This window comes from Polaromonas sp. A23 (genome assembly GCF_002001015.1).
In the GTDB taxonomy this organism is placed as follows: Bacteria; Pseudomonadota; Gammaproteobacteria; order Burkholderiales; family Burkholderiaceae_C; genus Polaromonas.
Genome location: NZ_MUNO01000009.1, coordinates 1 through 22,160, shown reverse-complemented (window position 1 = coordinate 22,160; position 22,160 = coordinate 1). Strand labels below are relative to the sequence as shown.

At 62.7% G+C, this 22,160-nt stretch carries 25 protein-coding genes; 7 read left to right on the top strand and 18 right to left on the bottom strand.

What is annotated here, in order from left to right:
• Positions 1-7: 7 nt before the first annotated feature.
• A complete protein-coding gene (locus B0B52_RS04115; protein WP_077592354.1) occupies positions 8-1,438 on the bottom strand; it encodes an amidase in 1,431 nt (476 codons plus the stop codon).
• Between the two features lie 105 nt (positions 1,439-1,543).
• On the opposite strand from B0B52_RS04115, the gene B0B52_RS04110 reads away from it, so the two are divergent.
• Positions 1,544-2,431 carry a LysR family transcriptional regulator gene (locus B0B52_RS04110; RefSeq protein WP_077592353.1) on the top strand — a complete coding sequence of 296 codons (888 nt, stop codon included), beginning with the start codon at positions 1,544-1,546 and terminating at the stop codon, positions 2,429-2,431.
• Positions 2,432-2,513: 82 nt separating this feature from the next.
• Here B0B52_RS04110 and B0B52_RS04105 read toward each other — a convergent pair whose 3' ends face one another.
• The 5 genes from B0B52_RS04105 to B0B52_RS04085 form a co-directional block, all read right to left on the bottom strand.
• Entirely contained in the window at positions 2,514-3,083 is a 570-nt protein-coding gene (locus tag B0B52_RS04105) for a hypothetical protein (RefSeq protein WP_077592352.1), read from the bottom strand.
• Positions 3,084-3,110: 27 nt separating this feature from the next.
• Complete coding sequence (locus B0B52_RS04100; protein ID WP_077592351.1) at positions 3,111-3,908, bottom strand: DUF899 domain-containing protein; 798 nt, start codon at positions 3,906-3,908, stop codon at positions 3,111-3,113.
• A 46-nt stretch (positions 3,909-3,954) separates the two neighbouring features.
• On the bottom strand, positions 3,955-4,566 hold the full coding sequence (gene gstA, locus B0B52_RS04095) for a glutathione transferase GstA (RefSeq protein WP_077592350.1): 612 nt from the start codon (positions 4,564-4,566) through the stop codon (positions 3,955-3,957).
• 153 nt (positions 4,567-4,719) lie between these two features.
• Positions 4,720-5,397 (bottom strand): hypothetical protein, encoded by a 678-nt coding sequence (locus tag B0B52_RS04090; RefSeq protein WP_077592349.1) that lies wholly within the window; start codon positions 5,395-5,397, stop codon positions 4,720-4,722.
• A 44-nt stretch (positions 5,398-5,441) separates the two neighbouring features.
• Positions 5,442-6,662 carry a helix-turn-helix domain-containing protein gene (locus B0B52_RS04085; protein ID WP_077592348.1) on the bottom strand — a complete coding sequence of 407 codons (1,221 nt, stop codon included), beginning with the start codon at positions 6,660-6,662 and terminating at the stop codon, positions 5,442-5,444.
• An 88-nt stretch (positions 6,663-6,750) separates the two neighbouring features.
• On the opposite strand from B0B52_RS04085, the gene B0B52_RS04080 reads away from it, so the two are divergent.
• Positions 6,751-6,987 carry a hypothetical protein gene (locus B0B52_RS04080; RefSeq protein WP_077592347.1) on the top strand — a complete coding sequence of 79 codons (237 nt, stop codon included), beginning with the start codon at positions 6,751-6,753 and terminating at the stop codon, positions 6,985-6,987.
• 112 nt (positions 6,988-7,099) lie between these two features.
• Here B0B52_RS04080 and B0B52_RS04075 read toward each other — a convergent pair whose 3' ends face one another.
• Both B0B52_RS04075 and B0B52_RS04070 read right to left on the bottom strand, forming a co-directional pair.
• Positions 7,100-7,735: a LysE family translocator gene (locus tag B0B52_RS04075; RefSeq protein WP_077592346.1), complete on the bottom strand. Its 636-nt coding sequence runs from the start codon at positions 7,733-7,735 to the stop codon at positions 7,100-7,102.
• 45 nt (positions 7,736-7,780) lie between these two features.
• Entirely contained in the window at positions 7,781-8,305 is a 525-nt protein-coding gene (locus B0B52_RS04070; protein WP_077592345.1) for a hypothetical protein, read from the bottom strand.
• Positions 8,306-8,403: 98 nt separating this feature from the next.
• Between B0B52_RS04070 and B0B52_RS04065 the strand changes: the two genes are divergently transcribed.
• Together B0B52_RS04065 and B0B52_RS04060 are read left to right on the top strand one after the other, a co-directional pair.
• Positions 8,404-9,351, top strand: coding sequence for a YafY family protein (locus B0B52_RS04065; RefSeq protein WP_077592344.1), 948 nt, complete (start codon positions 8,404-8,406; stop codon positions 9,349-9,351).
• A gap of 222 nt (positions 9,352-9,573) precedes the next feature.
• Positions 9,574-9,918, top strand: coding sequence for a zinc ribbon domain-containing protein YjdM (locus tag B0B52_RS04060; RefSeq protein ID WP_077592343.1), 345 nt, complete (start codon positions 9,574-9,576; stop codon positions 9,916-9,918).
• A 36-nt stretch (positions 9,919-9,954) separates the two neighbouring features.
• On the opposite strand, the gene B0B52_RS04055 is transcribed toward B0B52_RS04060, so the two are convergent.
• Together B0B52_RS04055 and B0B52_RS04050 are read right to left on the bottom strand one after the other, a co-directional pair.
• On the bottom strand, positions 9,955-10,431 hold the full coding sequence (locus B0B52_RS04055; RefSeq protein WP_077592342.1) for a peptidylprolyl isomerase: 477 nt from the start codon (positions 10,429-10,431) through the stop codon (positions 9,955-9,957).
• Positions 10,432-10,506: 75 nt separating this feature from the next.
• Positions 10,507-11,409 (bottom strand): LysR family transcriptional regulator ArgP, encoded by a 903-nt coding sequence (locus B0B52_RS04050; protein WP_077592341.1) that lies wholly within the window; start codon positions 11,407-11,409, stop codon positions 10,507-10,509.
• An 82-nt stretch (positions 11,410-11,491) separates the two neighbouring features.
• Here B0B52_RS04050 and B0B52_RS04045 point away from each other — a divergent pair, with 82 nt between their 5' ends.
• Entirely contained in the window at positions 11,492-12,784 is a 1,293-nt protein-coding gene (locus tag B0B52_RS04045) for a D-amino acid dehydrogenase (protein ID WP_077592340.1), read from the top strand.
• 111 nt (positions 12,785-12,895) lie between these two features.
• A complete protein-coding gene (gene queC / locus B0B52_RS04040; RefSeq protein ID WP_077592339.1) occupies positions 12,896-13,603 on the top strand; it encodes a 7-cyano-7-deazaguanine synthase QueC in 708 nt (235 codons plus the stop codon).
• Here queC and B0B52_RS04035 read toward each other — a convergent pair.
• Both B0B52_RS04035 and B0B52_RS04030 read right to left on the bottom strand, forming a co-directional pair.
• Positions 13,576-13,902: an antibiotic biosynthesis monooxygenase gene (locus B0B52_RS04035; protein ID WP_077592338.1), complete on the bottom strand. Its 327-nt coding sequence runs from the start codon at positions 13,900-13,902 to the stop codon at positions 13,576-13,578. The two genes, queC and B0B52_RS04035, sit on opposite strands and share 28 nt — an antisense overlap.
• Positions 13,899-15,713 (bottom strand): ABC transporter ATP-binding protein/permease, encoded by a 1,815-nt coding sequence (locus B0B52_RS04030; protein WP_077592337.1) that lies wholly within the window; start codon positions 15,711-15,713, stop codon positions 13,899-13,901. The genes B0B52_RS04035 and B0B52_RS04030 overlap by 4 nt, the downstream gene beginning before the upstream one ends.
• A 97-nt stretch (positions 15,714-15,810) precedes the next feature.
• Between B0B52_RS04030 and B0B52_RS04025 the strand changes: the two genes are divergently transcribed.
• Positions 15,811-16,641: a crotonase/enoyl-CoA hydratase family protein gene (locus B0B52_RS04025; RefSeq protein WP_077592336.1), complete on the top strand. Its 831-nt coding sequence runs from the start codon at positions 15,811-15,813 to the stop codon at positions 16,639-16,641.
• A gap of 123 nt (positions 16,642-16,764) precedes the next feature.
• On the opposite strand, the gene B0B52_RS04020 is transcribed toward B0B52_RS04025, so the two are convergent.
• The 6 genes from B0B52_RS04020 to ilvA all read right to left on the bottom strand — a co-directional run bounded on the left by B0B52_RS04020 (position 16,765) and on the right by ilvA (position 22,120).
• Positions 16,765-17,733, bottom strand: a complete 969-nt coding sequence (locus B0B52_RS04020; protein WP_077592335.1) for a 5'-nucleotidase — start codon at positions 17,731-17,733, stop codon at positions 16,765-16,767.
• A gap of 4 nt (positions 17,734-17,737) precedes the next feature.
• Entirely contained in the window at positions 17,738-18,301 is a 564-nt protein-coding gene (locus tag B0B52_RS04015) for a histidine phosphatase family protein (RefSeq protein WP_077592334.1), read from the bottom strand.
• Positions 18,298-19,146 carry an adenosylcobinamide-GDP ribazoletransferase gene (locus B0B52_RS04010; protein WP_077592333.1) on the bottom strand — a complete coding sequence of 283 codons (849 nt, stop codon included), beginning with the start codon at positions 19,144-19,146 and terminating at the stop codon, positions 18,298-18,300. Before B0B52_RS04010 ends, B0B52_RS04015 begins: the two co-directional genes overlap by 4 nt.
• Positions 19,147-19,293: 147 nt before the next feature.
• Positions 19,294-20,349 (bottom strand): nicotinate-nucleotide--dimethylbenzimidazole phosphoribosyltransferase, encoded by a 1,056-nt coding sequence (gene cobT / locus B0B52_RS04005; RefSeq protein ID WP_077592332.1) that lies wholly within the window; start codon positions 20,347-20,349, stop codon positions 19,294-19,296.
• A complete protein-coding gene (locus B0B52_RS04000; RefSeq protein WP_254425634.1) occupies positions 20,312-20,491 on the bottom strand; it encodes a cysteine-rich CWC family protein in 180 nt (59 codons plus the stop codon). The genes cobT and B0B52_RS04000 overlap by 38 nt, the downstream gene beginning before the upstream one ends.
• Before the next feature lie 84 nt (positions 20,492-20,575).
• On the bottom strand, positions 20,576-22,120 hold the full coding sequence (ilvA, locus tag B0B52_RS03995; protein WP_077592383.1) for a threonine ammonia-lyase, biosynthetic: 1,545 nt from the start codon (positions 22,118-22,120) through the stop codon (positions 20,576-20,578).
• Positions 22,121-22,160 lie beyond the last annotated feature (40 nt).

The following is a 22,160-nucleotide window of genomic DNA, read 5'->3' as shown; positions in this document are numbered from 1 at the left end:
GGTTAAGTCAAGTCACATTGGGTCGGCGCAACAATAATCCCTGTGATGCTTCAAGCAGCGATGCGGCGTGAAGCAGGTCCGCCTCGCCCCTGAACCGACCAACCAGTTGCACACCGATGGGAAGTCCATCCACATCGAAGCCGCAGGGAAGTGTGATGGCAGGATGCCCACTGAGATTGAACGGCATCGTCCAGGGAAACCAGTTCGCACGGACCTCCGGGTAGCGCTGGCCGTCAATGTCCAGCGTGCTGAAGAGATCCTGGTCGATGGCCACGGCCGTACGTGACAACGTGGGCATGGCGAGGAAGTCGTTCTCCTGCAGCAGCCCCTGGACATGCCTGAACAGGCGGGTTCGATCGAACATCGCCCGCTGATACTCGACCCCTGTGACATGCTTGGCCAGCTCAAGCTGTTGGAGGAGAGAAGGGCTGAGGTCGTGCGGACGTTCGCGCGCCCACTCGCCAAACCGCGTTACCCATACCGTGTGGTTGATGGTGCGCCAGAGAGGCTCGATGTCAAAGTCGGTGGTAACGGGCATCGCGCACAACTCTGCCCCCATTGATTTCAGATGGGCGAGCGCATCCTCAAACGCACGCGCGACCTCGCTTGAAACAGGCCGGCCTTGAGGTGCCAGGCAGAACATGATGCGTTTGCCATGCAAGTCCCCGCCTGTCGTGGCTGCCTTGCAGTAGTCCGGCACGGGTAAGCCAATAGACCAGGGGTCGACCGCCGCCGGTCCGGCCATGGCCTGGAGCATCAAGGCGGTGTCTGCTACCGTGCGCGTCATTGGTGTGACATACGTGAGATTTCCGAAGACATCTTCGGTCTGCGAGTGAGGAACGACTCCAATGCTTTGCTTGAGGCCTACAACACCGTTGCATGCGGCGGGAATCCGGGTTGACCCACCGCCGTCGGTGGCGATGCCCATCGGTGCAATTCCCGCCGCCACAGCCACGGCCGCGCCGCCGCTGGATCCTCCGCTGGAACGATCGGCGCGCCAGGCATTGCGGGTACGGCCGAAGAGGGGGGCATCGGTCAGGCATTTGGCACCGAACTCGGATGTCGTTGTTTTTCCGATGAGGATGGCGCCTTGCCGACGCAGACGCGCCACGGCTTCCGCGTCTTCCGCGGGAACATTGTTTTCAAAAATCAGGGAGCCGAACGTCGTGCGAACGCCGCGGGTGTTGACCAGATCCTTGCATGTGTAGGGTATTCCATGGAGAAGACCGAGCGGTTCATTCCGCATCAGAGCTTGCTCGGCGGTGCGCGCTTCCTGCATTGCCTCGTCCGCGCAGATGGTGATGAAGCAGTTAAGCACCGGTTGAAGCCGATGGGCGCGATCAAGGACCGCCTGCGTCACTTCGACAGGCGACACCTCCCGCTGCGCGATTTTCTGACGCAGAACGGTTGCAGGCATCTGGCACAGGTCGTCACCCATTTATGGCTTTGTTTATTTGATGTTTCACGGCGCAAGCTTTGCACTTCGGAATTCATCCGTCTAATACCGATTTACGACAATCCCATACGCGTTTAATATGACTTCATGGACCTGAAGCACCTGCGCTATTTCGTTGCCGTTGCGGATGCCCGCAGCGTGGGCAAGGCCGCGATGCAGCTCCACATGGCGCAACCGCCCCTTTCGGTGCATATCCACAATCTCGAGGCACAGCTGGGAACCGCGCTCTTCCGTCGAGGGTCCAGGGGGATGGAACTCACCGATGCGGGCGGCGCCCTTTATTCGCGCGCGAAGGAAGCGCTTGCGCTTGCGCACGACGGCTTTGAAGCAGCGCGTGCGGTGGCTGCGGGACGCCGCGGTCGCTTGACCGTGGGTTATATGTTCGCGCTGGGCTATGCAGTGCTCCCCAGGTTGGTCCCGGAACTGAGACGCACTTTGCCTGGAGTTGACATTCAGTTTGTCGAGATGAGTGCCAGCACGTACGAAGTGCTGATCAGTGAGTTCAAAGTGACGGTCGGTCTTTGTATGCCGCCGCTGCAGCGCAGCGGGATTGCTGCTGTCACTGTCGGAAAGCAGCCCTTGCTCCTGGCCATGCCTGCGCGGTCACCGCTGGCCCGTCATAAAGTGGTCCCTATGGCCAAATTGCAAGGAATGACACTTGTTGGATTGCCTGGCACGAAGGTAGAGAACGGAGCGGACACCTCTTTCATCGGATCGCTTCTCAGGCGGAACAACATCACGATGCATGTCATTCAGAGGGTGGAGACAATTCACTCCGCCCTTGCCCTGGTATTGGCCGGAGAGGGTTTTTCCATCGTCCCGGCATGCGCCGCGATTGGCAGTCCCCCTGGCATCTCATTTCGCCCTCTGGAAGATGACGGTGGTGGAATGGAGATGGCTGTGTGCTGGCGTCGAGACCTGGACAATCCGCTCATCAAGCCTTTTATCGCCGCTGTTCAGGCGGCGATGGCTTAGCCAAACACCATGTCAGGTCAGTCAACAAATGACATCTGACTGTCGACGCTTCTTAAACAGCGCTGAAATCCTCGCTGGGGCTTTATTCACTGCAATTACGTCGAAGCAAACGGGCGCCGACGTCGAAGCTCCGGCAAACCCCGGTGGCGACCAGGCCGGTGACGGCGAGCATCGCCGCCATGTGAATACCTGCTGCTGCGAACGCCAGCGCCAGCGGCCCCGATCCTGTGATTTCCAGCACCGATGTATCCCCTGCGCAAAGCGGAACCAGTGCCGGCACCAGCATCAAACCTGCGCCGTGCGCGGTGGACATCACGAAGGACCAGAGCGCCAGCCCGGCGTGTCCGGCCGGCGCACGCGCCACCTTGGGCATGCGACCCGACAGGTGAGCGATCACGGTGACGGCAAACAGCCCACCCGCCACACCCTGGAGCAGTGCGCGATCCAGGCCCAAGCCGATCACCACTGCGCCGACCACCAGTGCGACCGATACGACATGCCCCACTGCGATAGGCACCAGCGCTCGCAGTGCATGCGTCCGGTCGCGTGAGCGCAAGCCCCAGGCAGCGGCCAACATCCAGCCGGTGGCCGGGTTCAACCCATGAAGGGCGCCGGCGCCTGCCACCACGAACCACGGCCAAAGGCTTGACATGCTGCGTGCACCTGTTCCGCGAGCCGGTCAGGCTTTCGCGCTGCAGCACGAATCGACTTCAGGCGCGGGTGTGAATGCGGTCGCGGCTTCGTAGCGGTCGTGGTGGCGCACCCAGTCCATCTTGTAAAACCCGTCATGTTCGTCCCGGCCCTTGGGCGTGAGGTCCAGCATGTTGTAGGTGCCCATCATCACTTCCACACCGCGCCCGTAGGTCGAGTAGGTGTGGAAGACTTCGCCTGCGTCATTTTTGTAGAACAGGCTGATGCCGGGTGCTTCCTCGGCTGGGAACTCCACCATGCCGTAGTTGTAGTTGACGGTGCCGTTGACCCGCTCCTCGGGCTTGAAGCTCACGTGGAAGTCGTAGTTGAAGTCGCTGCTGTTCGAAGAGACCCACTTGAACTGCCAGCCCATGCGTCGGCGAAAGCGCTCAATCTCGGGCAGCGTCGCGCGCGAGATGGCCACAAAACTCACATCGCGGTGCTCCAGGTGGATCCGCATGCCGGCCGTGTGGTCGGCCATGTAAGAGCAGCTCGGGCAACCCTGCTCCCAGCCCGGGCCGAACATGAAGTGCTGCACCATCAGCTGGCGGTGGCCTTCGAACAGGTCGGCGAGTGAACGTTTGCCTTCGGGTGTGTCGAAGACATAGTTTTTCTCGATACGAACCCAGGGAAGCGCGCGGCGTTCGCTGGCGATCTGGTCGCGCAGGCGCGTTAGCTCCTTCTCTTGCGCCAGCAGCGTCTTGCGCTCGGCCAGCCATTTGTTTCTGGACACGACGGGGTGCTTCATGGGGTTCATGGTGGATGTTTCGGTCATGGTGGTGGTCATGGTGTTCTCCTGGGTGAGTAAGTAGGTGAGTGGAATGCGGCTGGGATCAGGCGCTGGCCGCTTGTTCACGGCGCATTGCCGCTTGCACGGCAGGCCGGGCAGCGATGCGCGCCTGGAACGCCAGCAACTTGGGGAAGGCCGACAGGTCAAGCTTGACGATATCTGCCCAGCGTGTGATGACAAACAGGTAGGCGTCGGTCACCGTGAAACGGTCGCCCAGCAGGAAGGGAGTGCGGCCAAGTGCGGCGTCTATCAGTCGGTAGTGTTTGTGCAGATGGGCCGTGCGTGCGCTGCGAACCTCGTCGCTGCAGGCCGGATTGAACAGGGGCAAGTAACCCTGGTGCAGCTCTGAATTGATGTAGCCCAGCATCTCCTGCAGGCGATAGCGGGCCATGTTGCCGCTGGCGGCTGCCAGCTGCGCGTCAGGCTTGAGGTCGGCGAGGTATTGCACGACGGCGGGGCCTTCCGTCAACAGGGAGCCGTCGTCGAGCTGGAGGACGGGCACCAGGCCCTTGGGGTTGATGGCGAGAAAGTCTTCACCGTGCTCGGTGCGTTTGGCGACGAGGTCGACCTTCACGAGTTCAATAGGCAGGCCAAGCTCATTGGCCACAATGTGCGGCGACAGCGAACAGGCGGATGGGCTGTAGTAAAGCTTCATGGTTTTTTCTCCTTGGCTCAATGAGCCGTTTGCTTGGGTTTACGTTGCGTGAGTCAATGCGCTGCCCGACCCGGGCTGGAAACGGGTGCGCTGGTTATCGGTCCAATGACCGAATGGGGTTGTCAGCGCAAGGGCTATGCCCTGCGCTTCGTTCTATGCGGCTTTTTCAGCTTTGGGCCGCCGCACGGCGCGGACTTTGCCGCTCTTGCCGCCGCCGCAATAAAAGAGGTCCGCGCCGTCAGACTCCAGGCCGCTGACGCCGGCGCCGTGCGGCATCTCGAGTCGCTCGAGCACGGCGCCGCTTTGCGGGTCGATGCGGCGGATCTCGCTGTCGTCGCCCTCCCAGGTGCCGTGCCACAGCTCGCCGTCTACCCAGGTAACGCCAGTGACGAAACGGTTGGATTCAATCGTGCGCTGGATGGCGCCTGTCTTCGGGTCAACCTGGTGGATCTTCCGGTCGCGGTACTGGCCCACCCACAGGCTGCCTTCTGCCCAGGTCAGGCCCGAGTCGCTGCCGCTGCCGGGCGCCGGGATGGTCGCCACCACCTTGCCGGTGACCGGGTCGATCTTGTCGATGCGCGTCTCGGCGATCTGGTAGAGGTGTTTGCCGTCGAATGCCGTGCCGGCGTCGCCAGCGCACTCCAGCGTGCGCGTCTGCTCGCCGCTGGTGGGGTCGAAGGCAATCAGTGTTGCGCCGGTGGCGGCCCAGACGCGCTGGCCGTCGTGGGTGACGCCAGCGACATCATTGACGCCGGGGAAACCGTACTCGCGAACGATCTCGGCGGGGCGCGCCTTGGGTTCGGGTGTTTTCTTGAGGGTCTTGCTCGTCATCGTTGCTCCTTGTCGCGCTGTGAATCAGCGCCATGGAGACAACTCTATCCAATCGGCAGCGAAGCGGGGAGTAACAAGATCGTCGTGAATCCCGCCAGCGGCGGCGCCAGCCAACGCTGTGCCCGTGCCCGGCCGATGGAGCGCACCCGCCCGTCGGTTTCGAGATCGGCGAGTGCCCGCTGCACGGTGCGCTGGCTTGCTCCCAGGGCCAGCGCCAGGGCGGAGGTGGACCAGGCCGCGCCGTCAGAGAGCAGCGCTACCAGCGAGGCCTGTTCGCCGTCAATCGGCGGCGCCAGCACGGCGACGTCGCGACTGCCGAATGGCTTCAAGATAAACCCCCGCTCGGTTGCTTCGATGGTTGTGAGCGTCTTGACCAGCGCGCGCAGACGGCCGATCTCCACCCTCAGACGCGCCCTGTGCGTTTCGTCAGGGCGTTTGGTGCGAAAGGCGAATTCGATCAAGGCTTCGCGGCTCACGTCACCGGGCCATGCTTCAGCGAGTGAACGTGCCAGCGAGAACAGCACAGGCCGGCGCGCCAGAGGCCGCCATTGGTCGCCGGCGCCCAGCCCGCGGCGGCAGGCGTCGACCACCAGCGCATCTGAAGCCAGGAGCGCTGAAACCTCATCGAGTCGCAGCGCTTGCTCGCCATCGGCGGTGAGGCGCCGGGCGGCGGGTCGGTCAAGTGCAGCGCGCGCTTCAGTGACCTCGGCCATGAGCGCAGGCACCTGCGCGCGCTCAGCCGCCGCCTGCGCACGCGCCAGCGCCATCCGCGCCTCGCCGACGCGCAGCGAGCGCAAGGCCAGTTCGGCTGCGGTCAGCTCCGCCACGGTCCTCAGCGACGGCGGCAGGCCACGCGCATCCAGCTTCGCCAGCGCGGCCGCTGCCTCGCTCAAGCGGCCCAGCAACAACAGCCGACGCGCCGTGATGAGCCACGCCTGCAGCGCGTTGGCATTGTCGGCATGCGCCTCCAGCGTGGCCGCCGCTGCCGCCAGCGCGCGCGGCGAGCCGGCGAAGTCGCGCATGGCCAGCGCCACCTCGGCTTCTGCCACCACGCAGCGGGCACGTGCGAGTTCCTCATGGGCACCGAAGCCACGGGCAGCGCGCTTCAGGAGCTCGCGGGCGCGCGGGTGCTCACCCAATTGGGCCATGGCGATGCCGCGAAGGGCCAGTGCTGGCGGGTCGTCGCGAAGGGCCACCCGTTTGAGGGCGCCGAGCGCGTCGCCGGCTGCAAGCGCACGTGCGGAGGCGGTAATCAGCGAGTCCATGGCGCAAGGCTACACCACACCGCTGGTGCCTCGACGCCTGTGGCGGGTCCCGCGACAATGCATCCTTAACCCATTCAAGGAACTGCCAATGGACATTCTTCGCCAAGTTCTGGTTCACATGCGCGCAGGGCGCTGGAACGAGGCACATCAACTTGTGCAGAGCGATGAATCGCTGCTGTCTGCCTGGCTGCACGGCATTTTGCATATTCAGGAAGGCGATCTGGAAGACGCGGAGTATTGGTACGGCAAGGCCGACCGGAATTTCCGCAACCGCGGGACACTGGATGAAGAGCTGGACCTCTTTGAAGCAGAGTTGGCTAAATAATTCCATTTCTAAATCATCCGTGCACTTTGTCGGCTTCGCTAGCCGTACGTTTGTACTGTCGTCGCTTCGCCTTCGCGTTCACGAATGATTTAGAAACGGAATAGGCCAAAGCTCAGAACTGGCCCCAGCCCTGCCAGGCCGTGAACACAGCGCCCAGTATCAGCATCAGGCCCACGGCCCGCGCTGCGATGGTTCCTGCGGCCGGCTGGTCGGCCAGCCACTGGCGCGCTTCTCCCGCGGCCAGCGCCAGCGCTCCGTACACCCCGACTTGCGTGAAGGCAATGATCAGTCCGAGTGCCATTGCCTGGATCCACAACGCGCCGTATTCGAGGCGCAAGAACTGCGGAAAAATGGCGAGCATGAACAAGTAGGCTTTCGGATTGAGCAGGCAGGTCAGCGCCGCCTGGCGGAACGTGCGCCACGGGGAAGGGCGGCCGACGGCCGGCAGTGCGCCAAAGACTGAAGTGCTGCGCAGCAGTGACCAGCCTATCCAGGCGATATAGGCACTGCCCGCTACCAGCATGACCGTGACCATGCCGGGAACCAGCTGCAGCAACAGGCTCAAGCCCAATGCGCCGGCAATCACATGGCAGATGCCGCCGGCAACCACACCACCCACCGCAAACAGGCCGGACTTCCGGCCGCCGGTGAGCGAACTGGCCATGACAAAAGCCATGTCCATGCCCGGCAGGATGATGATGCCCAGCACCATGAGAAAGAAGAGCCAGAGGTGAGAGAAGTGATCCATCGAGTGAGTGCCTTTTTTCTAATTGATCTAAGTGGTTCAAGGGGTTCAGCAGGAAGCCGGGTGATAAACGGGCCGGGTGAGGGTCAGGACCGAATTCGTTTCCCAGTGGCGTCCGCCGTCTTCTGAAAATGCCTTTTCGCAGCGGGCGCTGCGGGGCGTGATGTCCGACCAGAGCGTGCGTACCCGGATCGCCCGTCCTTCATGCGCGCCGGGTCCTTCAAAGCGGCCCACCCCTTTGGCGAAGGTGCCTGACACCGGCGGATGCATGACGCCATCGCCGTGGTTGACCCAATAGATGCTCCATTGCCGGGTGTGCGGGTTGAAAAAGCGCAAGGCCATGCCGGTGGTTTTCTGGCCTTCCAGCACCAGGTCGTTCATGTTGCCCAGTCCGTCCAGAAGCAGGGCGCCGTCCTGAAATCCTTCAAGGTTCTCCCATTCGGTGCAGCCTTGCAGGCGTTTCACCAGGCGCTTGTTGCTGACAAGCCAGCGGCCGGCGATGAAGTTGAAGTCGTGCCTCCCGTCGGCAGGCGGGGCGAAATCCTGGGTGTTCCTCGAAGTGATTGTTTTCATGTCTGTCGGTTGCGTGGCGCTTCGCCGGGTGGGTGGACATGAAGCTTAAAAAGGTAACAGGGCGATATCAGTCCTAATTACCGGCTAGACTTTTTGCCATGTATTCACCCACGACGCGCGTACTCACGGTGCTGGAGCTGCTGCAGGCCCACGGCAAGCTCAGCGGGGCCGAGCTGGCACGGCGCCTGGAGGTCGATGGCCGGACGCTGCGCCGCTACATTGCCAAACTGGAGGACCTGGGAATTCCTGTGGTCGCCGAGCGCGGGCGCTACGGTTGCTACAGCCTGATCGCCGGTTTCAAGCTGCCGCCCATGATGTTCACGGACGATGAAGCCCTGGCCCTCTCCATCGGCCTGGTTGCTGCGCGCGGTCTGGGCCTGGCGGAAGGCGGGACCGCGGTTCAAAGCGCGCAGGCCAAGCTTGAGCGTGTGATGCCCGGCAAACTGAAGACCCGCATCCGGGCCCTGGCAGAAACGGTGTCGCTGGACCTCAGCCGTTCGGTTGCGCCGGGTGACAACACGGCGCTGCTGGCGCTAAGCGCCGCGGCGCACGGCTGGCAGCGTGTGCACCTGAGCTATCGCTCCGCGGATGATGTGGACACCGAGCGGGATTTCGATCCTTATGGCCTGGCTTACCGGGGCGGGCGCTGGTATGCGGTGGGCCGCTGTCACCTGCGGGAAGAGCTGCGCTCCTTCAGGCTGGACCGTGTGCGCCAGGTTCAGCCGCTTAATGCCGTGTTCACACCGCCGGTGGACTTCAATGCAGTGCAGCACCTGGCGCTGGGCCTGGCCACCCTGCCGCGTGCCACGCCTGTTCGCGTGTTGCTGAAGACAGATTTGCAGACCGCACAAATGGAACTGCCGGAGAGCATTGGTGTGTTCCAGCCGTCGGAGCAGGGCGTGCTGCTGCACAGCCAGACCGACAGCGTGCCCTGGTTTGCGCGGCAGCTGGCGCGGTTGTCCTTTGCTTTTGAGATCCACGAGCCGCCGGCGTTGCGCGAAGCCCTGCATGCCTGGGCGCAACAGTTGCTGGAGCAGCATGCGTGAGTCGGACTGAATTGCTATAAAAACAGGAGCTACCTACGCCCGTAACATAAGGGCTAAAGGCCGATTTCTTTTGAAGATTTCGCCAACAGCGCAAGCTGCAGTCGCCGCAGTTGCGCGAACAGGCGGCCGGGCTGATGCCGGCTACTCCGGACGGCGCCGGCGGGGATACCGGAAGGCTTGCACGGGCATGAGAAACTACCCACCTGCTACCGGAACGGAACCATGCCCACCCCCAGCCCCGCCTGCCCCCAATGTGCCCAGGAAAACACTTACCCCGATGGCGACAACCATGTGTGCGCCGACTGTGGCCATGAGTGGCCCAAGCTTGAAGCTGCGCAAGCAGACGACAGCGCCGACGCCATCGTCAGGGACGCCAACGGCCAGCCGCTGGCTGATGGCGATGCCGTGGTGCTGATCAAGGACCTGAAGGTCAAGGGTTCATCCATCACCCTCAAGATGGGCACCAAGGTCAAGAGCATTCGCCTGAGCGGCGGCGACCATGAGGTGGACTGCAAGATGGACGGCGGCAGCTTCATGCTGAAAGCCTGCTACCTCAAGAAAGCCTGAAAGCCCCGGTACTTGGGGTTTCGTGCCCGCCGGTGCTCAGTGGTGGTGGCCGTGTTCGCCATGCACATGGCGATGCGCAATTTCTTCTTCGCTCGCCTTGCGCACGTCTGTCACCGTTAGGCTGAAACGCAGGGCCTTGCCGGCCAGCGGGTGGTTGCCATCCAGCAGAACGGTGTCGCCCTTGATTTTTGTCACGGTAAAGGCGTGCGGCTTGCCGTCGTTGTCGCGGCCTTCAAGCTGGCCGCCTACCTTCACGCCAGGCGGAAACTGGCTTTTGGGAATGGTCCGCAGCAGGTCTTCATCACGCAAGCCAAAGGCGTCTTCGGGCTGCAACTCAAGCGTGGTCTGGTAGCCGCGCGTTTTTCCTTCAAGCGCTTCTTCAATCTTGGGCAGAGTGTTGCCATAACCCCCGTGCAGGTAAACCATGGGTTCCTTGCTTTCTTCGATCAGCTTGCCCTGGATTTCGGCGACCTTGAAGCGCAGGGTGACGGCGGTGTCTTTTTCGATGTTCATGGATGTGAAGAAATGCAGATGTTGGAAAAGCCGCCATTTTCGCCCAAAGAAAAAATCGGGCAGCGCACGGCGGTTTCAGCTCAGCAACTTGCCCGCCTCGGTGGACAGTGCGGCCGAAATCGAGTCCAGCACAGCGGATTCCAGGTTCCAGCAATGCCAGAACAGCTGCACCGGCAGCGTGTGCTTGGGTGCCACGTTGACCAACGCGCCGCTTTTGATCGCGCCGCGAACCAGCAGCTCTGGCAGAACGCTCACCCCCCATCCGGCCAGGGCTGCGCGTAACTGGCCTTCGGAGCTGGGAACAAACAGCTGGCTCAGCGCGACCCGCTTCAGGCCCACCGCCTTGGCGACAAACTCGCTTTGTCCGTCGTCTTTGCGGTTAAAGGCTATGTAGGTCACGTTGCGGAAATTGGAGGCATCCAGCCCGCCCGCCAGATGCTTTTTTGCGTAAGCAGGCTCGGCAACAGCCACATAGTTCATGGCGCCGAGATGGGCCACCTTGCAGCCGCGCAGTGCTTGCTTCAGGGTGGTGACGCAGCCCAGCACGTGGCCCTGGCGCAACCAGTCGTGCGTGAAATCCTGGTCGTCCACAATGATTTCAACCGGCAAGCCCTGCCTGACCAGGCCGGTCAGCGCATCCAGCGCCCAGCTCGCAATGCTGTCGGCGTTGACGGCGATCGAGATGCGCTCTTCTTCACGCACGCCTCCCGACAAACCCGGCGCCAGCTCTTTCAGGTCGCGCTCAAGATCGGCGCGTATCAGGCGTAGCTGTCGGGTGTGCTTGAGCAGCAGCTTTCCGGCCGAGGTGGCCTTCAGCGGTCGGCTGCGCACGATCAGGATGGCGCCGACTTGGCCTTCCAGCACCCGCAGGCGTTGCGAGATGGCCGACTGGGTGACGTTCAGGCGCTGGGCAGCGCGCTCAAAACCGCCTTCTTCGACGATGGCGGCCAGGCATTCAAGGGCAAGAGGGTCATACATGGGCGTATTAGCCTTCCTAATGATTTGGCAAAGAGTTTAACGAGACTGTTAATTTGCGGCAAGCTCGGCCAGACTAGCGCCCATGAAAATCATTGTGATGGGAGCCGGCATCATCGGCGTCAGTACCGCCTGGCATCTGGTCCAGCGCGGGCACGAGGTGACTGTGGTCGACCGCCAGGCCGGCGCCGCCATGGAAACCAGCTTCGCCAACGCGGCGCAGATTTCCGTGAGTTACTGCGAGCCTTGGGCCAACCCGGAAGCGCCGGGCAAGCTGCTCAAGTGGATGTTCCGCAACGACGCACCGCTGCTGTTCCGGCCCACGCTCGACTGGCGCCAGTGGCGCTGGGGCCTGCAGTTTTTGAGCCAGTGCACCGACGCGGCCTTTCGTCGCAACGTCGAGCAGATCGTGGCGCTGGGTGCCTACAGCCACGAGGCGTTGAAGGATATCGTCGAGCACACGGGCATTAGCTACAACCGGCTGGAGCGGGGAATTGCCCATTACTACACCGACCAGCAGTCGTTTGACTCCGCGGCCCAGGCAGCGGCCCTGATGCGCGACTTCGGCGTCAATCGCCGGGTGGTGAGCCGCAGTGAACTGTTCGAGATAGAACCCGCTTACCGCTCGTTTGCGGATCACATCGTAGGCGGCACTTACACCGCCAGTGACGAAAGCGGCGACGCACGCGTGTTCACGCAAGAGCTGGCCCAAAGGTGCGAGGCGGCCGGTGTTCGGTTTGTTTATGGGCACGACATCGTGCGGTTGGAAAAATCCGGCGGCGCGATCAGCTCGGTGCATCTGCGCAATCGCAGCAACGGTGAGGCATTGGCATGGACCGCCGACGCTTTTGTAGTCGCCTGCGGCTCGTGGTCTGCGCCCTTGCTGCGCACCGCTGGCGTGGACCTCTCCATTTACCCTGGCAAGGGCTACAGCGCCACCTTCAAGCTGCTCAAGCCGGAACTCGCTCCCTGGGTGAGCGCCATTGACGACGAAGTCAAATGCGCCATCAGCCGGCTGGGCGACACCTTGCGTGTTGCCGGCACGATTGAAGTGGCGGGTTACGGAATGTCGCTTGACACACCGTTGGCCAAAGCCCGTTGCCAGATGCTGGCCGATCGCATCGAACAGGTCTTGCCGGGTGTGTGCGACACGCGAAATGAAGAACAGGGTGGAGATCCCAACTTCTGGACTGGCCTGCGGCCTGCCACCCCCACCAACATCCCCTACATCGGCAAGACCCAGGTGAACAAGCTCTGGGTCAATGCCGGCCACGGCACATTGGGCTGGACGCATGGCGCCGGCTCGGGCAAGGCGATGGCAGAGCTGATAGACGGCAAGCGCCCCTTGCCGCAGTTCCGGTTCCTCGGTACGGTCTGATTGCCCGACACCGCGATGCTTTGTCTGTCTGGTGAATGTCAAACTGTGCCCGGCTGGTTTTAAGGCGCGGGCACAATACCGGTCTGCTTTCAGACTGACTGCCACACCACCATGCACACCACCGCTCTCGTCCTTTTCTCTGGCGGGCAGGACTCCACCACCTGCCTGGCCCAGGCGCTGTCCAAATACGAACGCGTCGAAACCGTGGGCTTCGACTATGGCCAGCGGCACAGCGTGGAGCTGCAGGCGCGTCTGGTGGTGCTGCGCGAAATCAGGGCGCAGTTTCCGCAGTGGGCGCACAAGCTGGGCGAGGACCACTTCCTGGACCTTGCCGTGCTGGGGCAGGTCAGCGAGACCTCACTGACACGCGATACGGCTTTCAAAATGGAAAGCTCAGGCCTGCCCAACACCTTCGTGCCGGGCCGCAACCTGCTGTTCCTCACGCTGGCTGCAGCGCTGGCCTACCGGCGCGATTTGCAGGTGTTGGTGACGGGTGTGTGCGAGACCGACTTTTCAGGCTACCCCGACTGCCGCGACGACACCATGAAAGCCATGCAGCTGGCCTTGTCGCTGGGCATGGACAAGCGCTTCCTGATCGACACACCGCTGATGTGGATAGACAAGGCGGCCACCTGGGCACTGGCCGAGTCGCTGGGTGGCCGCGAGCTGGTGGACCTGATCATTGAACATACCCACACCTGTTACCTGGGCGACCGCGAACACCGCCACGCCTGGGGCTACGGCTGCGGCCAGTGCCCGGCCTGCGAGCTGCGTTTGCGCGGCTATGCGGCCTACGCGGCTGCGCTGTCGAAGCCGTAGTCGCGTTCGACTTTGGCGATGCGCGTTTTGTACTGGCGGTACCAATCCCTGCGCCCCGTTTGCTGCGCCACCAGGTGTTCGGCATTGGCCTTCCAGGCCCGGATGGCCTCCAGGCTTTCCCAGTAGCTGACCGTAATGCCGACGTCTTCGCGGGCTGATTCCACACCCAGAAACCCGGGCTGTTGGGCCGCCAGCGCCACCATGCGGTCGGCCATGTCGCCATAACCTTGGTCAACGTCCGTGCGCAACGAGGTGAAGATCACGGCGTAGTAAGGGGCTGGTGGTGTGACGGCAATCACGCTGTTGTCTCCTTGAGCTGGTACAGCGCCGGCGAGCCCTCAGGCTGCTTTTCCAGTTCCCAGCGTTTGCCATGAAAGGCCGCCACCGTCGGCCGGTGCGCGATGGAGACAATGGCGCCCCCCGCCTGCTTCGTCTGTGCCAGCAGCCGTTCGTACAGCGTCTTTTCTGCGTCTTCGTCGAGTGCGCTGGTGGCTTCGTCCGCGAATAGCCAGGCCGGTTTTTTCAGCAGCACGCGGGCAATCGCCAGGCGTTGCTGCTCACCACCCGAAAGCTTCTGGCTCCAGGCGTCTTCGTCGTCCAGCCGGTGAGTCAGCTTTGGCAGCAGTGCGTCTTCCAGTGCCTGCTGAAGCTGCGCGTCGCTGTAGCTGGCGGCCGGTTGCGGATACGCCAGGGCGTCACGCAAGCTGCCGTTCGGGAAATACGGCCGCTGGGGAATGAACATCGCGTTGGCGGGCAGGGTCGTGCGACCCCGGCTGAAGGGCCAGATGCCGGCCAGCGCCCGGAACAGCGTTGATTTCCCGCTGCCCGACGGACCCTTAATCAATACGTTGTCGCCGGCTTTGGCGTGCAGCGAGAGCCCGGCCAGCAGAACAGCACCGGTGGGCAGGGTCAGGGTCAGATCCTGCGTGTCCAGGCTGTCGGTGGAATCATTGATTGCTACTGAATTAATAGCTGCTTGCGCCCGCCGTGCCTGGGCCAGGGCCACAAAACTCTCTTCAAATCCGGTCAAACGGTCTGTGGTGGCACGCCAGGCGGCCAGGCTGCTGTAGTTGTCGACAAACCAGCTCAGCGAGTCCTGCACGCGGCCAAAAGCCGACGAGATCTGCATCAGTTGCCCGAGCTGGATGGCGCCGCTGAAAAAGCGCGGGGCCGCCACGATGAATGGAAACACCACCGCGGCCTGGCCGAAGAAGTTGGTGAACCAGATCAGGTTTTTCTGCTTTTTGATCAGTGTCAGGTAGTTGCCGAGCACGGTGGAAAACCGTGTGTCCAGATGCACGCGTTCAACCGTTTCGCCCTTGTCCAGCGCAATTGATTCGCTGTACTCGCGCACCCGCACCAGGTGGTGGCGAAAATCGGCCTCATAACGTTGCTGCAGAAAGTTGAGCCTGATCTGGGGTCGCCCGATGTAATGTGTCAGGACACTGCCCACGGTGCAGTACAGCACCGCCATCCAGACCATGAAGCCGGGGATGTTGAAGCTGGTTCCTCCCAGCGTGAAGGCAAACGGGCCGGAAAGGCTCCACAGGATACCGACAAAACTCAGCAGCGTGACCACCGCGTTGAGCAGGCCCATGCTGAGCGACACGGTGTAGGTGGTGAACAGGTTCAGGTCTTCCTGGATACGCTGGTCGGGGTTGTCCGGCGTGGTTGCTGCCTTGTCTTCGTTGCTGGCATAGCGGGCCAGTTCCATCTGGTAGAAAGCGTGGTCGGCCAGCCAGCGCTTCAGGTAATGCGCAGTCATCCAGGCGCGCCAGCGAACCTCCAGCAACTGAGTCAAATAGAAGCGGTAAACCGCAATGATGATGAAGGCAAAAGCCAGATAAGTGAAGCGTCCCAGCTGTTCCCAGAACACCGGCTGGTTTTTCTCCTGCAGCGCGTCATAGAACACCCGGTTCCATTCGTTGAGCAGCACCAGCATGTAGACCGCGCCCAGGTTCAGCAGCACGATGGCCAGCAGCAGTCCGCGGGCTTTCCATTTGTCTTCGGACTGGAAATAGGGTTTGGCCAGGGCCCAGGACTTGCGGCAAAAGTCCTTGAAGCTGGCGAACTTGCCGAGAGCGGGGGAAAGCGGGGGCGTTGAAGCCATGGGTGTCATCCTTGAAAAGGCAATGGTTGCCAGTGTAGTGGGGCGTCCTGTCGCTTTGGCGAATGGTTGACTGCTGCGACGCCGCTAGGATGACCGGATGAACACATCGACGACTCCCCCCGCTACCTCAACACTTTCGGCCGAAGGCAGCATTGACTGCACGGTGCAGGGGTCGTTGCTGCTGATCGCCATCAACCGCCCGGCCAAGCGCAACGGCTTCACGCCGAAGATGTTTCGCGAACTGGGCCAGGCCTACACCCGCCTGGACGACGACCCGGCGCTGCGCGTGGGCGTGCTGCATGCCGTGGGTGAGCATTTCACGGCGGGTCTGGACTTGCCGACCATTGCGCCGCTGATGCAGCGTGGCGAGAAAGCCGTTCCCCTGGGTCTGGTCGATCCGCTCGATTTGGGCATGGAAGGTTATCGTCGCCGGACCAAACCCATGGTGGTGGCGGTGCAGGGCATCACCTACACGCTGGGCATCGAGTTGATGCTGGCGGCCGATATTGTGGTGGCGGCGGACGATTGCCGGTTTTCACAATTGGAAGTCAAGCGCGGCATCATGGCTACCGGCGGCGCCACGCTGCGCATGGCCGAACGCGCCGGTCTGGGCAATGCCTTGCTGCATCTTCTGACTGGCGACGAATTTGGTGCCGCCGAAGCCCTGCGCCTCAATTTTGTGCAGAAGGTGTTGCCCCGCGGGCAGGTGCTGGACGAAGCCGTACGGATTGCCGAAACCATTGCGGCGCAGGCGCCGCTGGCGGTGGTGGCGACGCGAAGGAATGCACTTAAGGCGGTGGAGCATGGCCCCGTGCTGGCGATGCAGGATTTCATTGCGGTGCAAAAAGGGCTGTCGCTCAGTGAGGATGCGGCCGAAGGAGTGCGCTCGTTTGTCGAAAAACGCGCAGCCCGGTTTCAGGGGCGCTAGGAGTTCACTTGCTGTCATCCCGGGCGTGACCCGGGATCCATGCCGCGTGAGCCACCGGCCGATCGGTTTGCAAGCATGGATTGCGGAACAAGTCCGCAATGACATACCTCGGGTAATGCAGTGTTACGACGGCTGGTTAGACACACCGCTGACCACATGGCCCGAAGGCACATGTTGCGAGGCGGAGTTGACATGACCGGTCTGGTCGTCAAAGAAGAAGTCGGGTTCGAACTCGCGCAAAAACTCGCCCTTGGGCAGGCCACCGAGGAACATGGCTTCATCAACCTCGATGTTCCAGTCCATCAGTGTGCGGATGGCACGCTCATGCGCCGGTGCACTGCGCGCCGTGACCAGCGCTGTGCGTATGCGCATGTTGGAGGTGCCGACCTGCTGCAGGCGGTGCAGGGCCTCCAGCAAGGGCTTGAAGGGGCCGGCCAGCAGCGGCTGCGTGGCCTTGTCGCGCTCATGCTGCTGGAAGGCCGTCAGGCCGTGCGACTGGAACACGCGCTCGGCCTCGTCGGAAAAGATGACGGCATCACCGTCGAAGGCAATGCGCACTTCATTCGGGTGTTTGTCGCTGGCATGGGCCGACTGCGGGTAAACCTGCGCCGCAGGCACGCCGGCCGCCAGCGCGTCGCGCACGTCGCTGAGGTGAGCTGACAAGAACAGGTTGGCATGCAGAGGTTTCAGGTAGCGCCACGGCGCCTCGCCGCGGTTGAAGGTGCCGCGCTGGATGTTCAGGCCGTAGTGCTGGGCCGAGCGGAACACGCGCATGCCCGACACCGGGTCGTTGCGCGAAAGGATGACCACTTCCACGCGCTGTGCAAGTTTGGCCGCACCGGCGGCTTCGTCGAGGCTGTCGGGTGCGTCGTTGAAGGCCAGCAGTTTTTTGACCAGTGAAAACGCCACACCGGGTTTGGCCGGCACGTCGAGCCGGGCCAGCTGCAGCTGCATGTAGGCAGCGTCTTTTTTGGCGCCGGGCACGGACGGCTGCCCCATGCCGTCTTCAAACACGCGGTTTTCTTCTTCGAAGTCAAACAGTGCGCGCGATGAAATCGCGACCACCAGTTGTCCGTCCAGAGTTGCTGCCATGGGTTTACCTGTCTACTGCGGAAGATAGCGCAAGTGTGCGCCATTGTCCGCAGGCCACGCCGTCCTCGGGCCACTGGTCGGCGCGGCTCACCTGGCGTATGCCCGCGTGTACCAGCTGGGCGGCGCGGATGATGCCGGCGTGGGTGACCCAGACGGTGTCCGGTTTGGCCGGCAATTCGTCGAAAGCTTCGGCCACGCGCGTCATCAGGGCGCTCACGGTTTCGCCATGGCCGCCAACCGGGTGGCCGGCGAAGTTGGCGGTCCAGGCATCGAACTCGCTGCGCGCTATGTCGCTCCAGAGCCGGCCTTCCCAGGCGCCAAAATTCATTTCCTGTAGCCGCGCGTCAATTTGAAGAGTCAAATCGGGCCGCAGCCCAATCAGTGCCTGTGCAAGCTGCTCACATCTTTGTAGCGGAGAGGTTTTGACAAGCACGCCCTGGGGCAACACTTCGGCGAGTGCCAGCGCGCATTGGCGGGTGCTGCCGGGGTCCGCTTCGACGTCAAGTACGCCGTAGCAGGTGCCTGGCTCGGCCAACACCTGGGCGTGGCGCACCAGCCAGAGCTTCATAACGCAATGGCCAGGCCGAGGTAAAACGCGATCTCGCAGACTTGCTGCGTGGCGCCCAGACAGTCACCGGTGAAACCCTGCAGGCGGCGCGTGAACAGCCTGACCATCCACAGCAGGGCGAGCACGGAAAAACTGCAGGCCACTATCAAAGTGATAGCTGACAGTGCATAACTGGCAAGGGCTAGAGCCGAAAAACACCAGAAGAATGCAACCCCCAGGCTGGTCAGCGTGATTTGGTCGGCCAAGGGTTTGGACTTGGAGCCTGCGGCATCGCCGACATGCGGCAGCACACGGATCAAGATCAGCGGCAGGGTGCGCGAAACCACGTGCGCTGCAAACAGCGCCATCGCCACCAGCCAGCCGTTGAAAGGCGCCTCGGACGGGATTCCTTCCGCGCCGGACGCCATGCTTTCTGCAGAACCGAGCAGGGCCAGCAGCGCCACCTTGCACAACAGGGCCAGCACCAGCGCCATGGCACCAAAGGCGCCGACGCGTGAATCCTTCATGATCTCCAGTGCGCGGTGACGCTCGGAGCTGCCGCCCAGGCCATCGGTCACGTCGGCCAACCCGTCTTCGTGAAAGCCACCGGTCAGCAGCACGGTGGCCAGCGTGGACAGCGCAGCGGCCACCAGCGGCGCGAACGGCACGGGTGGCAGCAGGGCCAGCAGCAGCACATACACCCCGGCCGCCACGGCGCCGACCAGCCAGCCGATGCCGGGGAAATGCGCAGCACTGGCACGCAGCATGGCCGGGCTGTAGCCGACCCACTCGGCCAGACGCCCCGTGACCGGAATGCGGGTGAAAAACTGGACGGCCAGCAGGTAGTGGCGAATGAACTGGCTCATGACTTGGCTTCGGCATGGGCTGTCATTGCGGGCCTGATCCGCAATCCATGCTGGATCATTACGCTTGTTGGTAAATGCTGCATGGATCCCGGATCGAGTCCGGGATGACGAGACATGCACAGGAACGTCATCGAGCCAGTCATGACTTTACGTTTCCGTCTTCCCGCTGACCCCGGCCGAATCAAAACTCGCCATTTCCGCCATGAACAGGGCAGCTGACTGCAGCAGCGGCCAGGCCAGCAGGGCGCCCGTGCCTTCGCCGAGGCGCATGTCCAGGTTCAGCAATGGTGTGGCTTTCATATGGGCCAGCAGCAAATGATGGCCGCGCTCGGCCGAGCGGTGGCAGAACACCAGGTAGTCCTGCACCTGCGGCACCAGTGCCCGCGCCACGAGGGCCGCAGCGCCCGCAATAAAACCATCGACCAGTACCACGCGGCGCTCGCTGGCGGCCTGCAGCATGGCGCCGCTCATCATTGCGATTTCGAAGCCGCCGAGGGCGGCCAGTACGGCCAGCGGCTCGTGAACGTCTGCATGCCGGTCCAGCGCGCGTTGCAACACGGCCTGTTTGTGTGCCAGCTGCGTATCGTCGAGTCCGGTGCCGCGCCCGACCACATCGCTGACCGGCAGGTCGGCCAGCCGCGCCAGCAGCAGCGCCGCCGTCGAGGTGTTGGCAATGCCCATCTCGCCAAAGGCCACCACGTTGCCGGGCAGGCTTTTCATGACTGCCATGCCGGCTTGCAGCGCGGCAGTGGCCTGCGCCGGCGTCATGGCCGGGCCGGCGCAGATGTTGTTCGTACCTGCGGCGATTTTCCGTTTCAGCAGTTGCGGATGGTTGGCCAGCTCGGCGGCCACGCCGGCATCCACCACCTGCAGGGCAAAACCGTGCTGGCGCGCAAACACATTGACGGCGGCGCCGCCCGCCAGCATGTTGCCCACCATCTGTACCGTCACAGCCTGCGGGAAGGCCGACACGCCTTCACTGGCAATGCCGTGGTCGGCGGCAAACACTACCATTTGCGGCGCTTCGAAGCGGATGGCCTCGCTGCGCTGGATCAAGCCCAGCTGCAGCGCCAGGGCCTCGAGCTGGCCGAGGGCGCCCTGCGGCTTGGTCTTGTGGTCGATCTTGTGCTGCAGCCGGGCGGATAGCGCGGTGTTGGCGGTGGTCTCAATTACGGGCAGGCGGAGCGTCGTGTTGTCGGTCATTGGTGATTTTCTGGAGGCAGGCGGGGCAAAAGCAGGAAGCTCCCGCCGTGCCGGTTGTGGTTGTGGTTGTGGCGGGGATGGGCGGCACCGGCATGATGTGGGGCAGCTTGACGCACCAGCACTCAGCATCTCCCCCGACCATGCCGCAGCGGAAAGCGGCACCGCAGCGAGGGCACGACGAATTGGGTTCCGCGGTGGTGCCTGCTGCTGTCATTAAAAAGCCTCTTCAGGCCTGCAGAAACAGCCGGTAAACCGGATTGTCGGTTTCTTCCACATGCGGGTAGCCCAGGGTGTCGAGAAAGGCCTGGAAGGCCTTGTTGTCTGCCTTGGGTACCTGCAGGCCGACCAGGATGCGCCCGTAGTCAGCGCCCTGGTTGCGGTAGTGGAAAAGGCTGATGTTCCAGCCGGGTTTCATGGCGCCCAAAAACTTCATTAGTGCACCTGGCCGCTCGGGAAACACAAAGCGCAGCAAACGCTCATTGTTTGACAGGGCGGTGTGCCCGCCGACCATGTGACGGATGTGTTCCTTGGCCAGGTCGTCGTGGGTCAGGTCCAGCGTTTTGAAGCCGTGCTTGCTGAAATTATTGGCAATCTTTGTGCTTTCGCCCTTGCCATGCGTGGTCAGGCCGACAAACACGTGGGCTTCCTTGGCATCGCTGATGCGGTAATTGAACTCTGTCACGCTGCGCGGGCCGCCCGGCAGTTCGCCGATCAGCTCGCAAAAGCGGCGGAAGCTGCCGCGCTCTTCGGGAATCGTCACGGCGAACAGGGCCTCGCGCTCCTCGCCCACTTCGGCCCGCTCCGCCACAAAACGCAGGCGGTCGAAGTTCATGTTGGCGCCGCACAAAATGGCCGCGTAAGTCTCGCCTTTGGTCTTGTGGGTGGCCACGTACTGCTTGATGGCGGCTACGCTCATGGCGCCGGAGGGCTCGACGATGCTGCGCGTGTCGATGAACACGTCCTTGATGGCCGCGCACACAGCGTCGGTGTCCACCGTGATGAATTCATCGACCAGCTCGCGGCTGATGCGGAAGGTTTCCTCGCCCACCAGCTTGACGGCCGTGCCGTCGGCAAACAGGCCCACATCCGGCAGCGTCACGCGCTTGCCCGCGCCAACCGACAGCGCCATGGCGTTCGAGTCGTTCATCTGCACGCCAATGACCTTGACCTCGGGCCGCACAGCCTTGATGTAGTTGGCTACGCCAGAGATCAGGCCGCCGCCGCCAATGGCCACAAACACGGCGTCGAGCGAGCCTTTGCCTATGGTCTGGATCTGGCGCAGGATTTCCATGGCAATCGTGCCCTGGCCGGCAATCACGTCCGGGTCGTCAAACGGGTGCACAAAAGTCAGGCCGTTTTTTTTCTCGAGCGTGACCGCGTGGAGGTAGGCGTCGGAGTAGCTGTCACCGTGCAGGATGACCTCGCCGCCAAACGACTTCACCGCGTCAACCTTCACCTGGGGCGTGGTGACCGGCATGACGATGACGGCGCGGGTTCCGAGCTTATGTGCGCCGAGCGCCACGCCTTGGGCATGGTTGCCGGCCGAGGCGCAAATCACGCCTTTTTTGAGCTGGGCCGCGCTCAGGTGTGCCATTTTGTTGTACGCCCCGCGCAGCTTGAAGCTGAACACCGCCTGCTGGTCTTCCCGCTTGAGCAGCACCGTGTTGTGCATACGGCGGCTGAGGTTTTTTGCCGGCTCCAGGGCGGACTCGACCGCTACGTCATAAACACGTGCGGTAAGGATTTTTTTCAGGTAGTCAGCGGGCTGCAGCGCGCGCGCTGATACAGGCTTGGAGGTGCCTGGCTGGGGG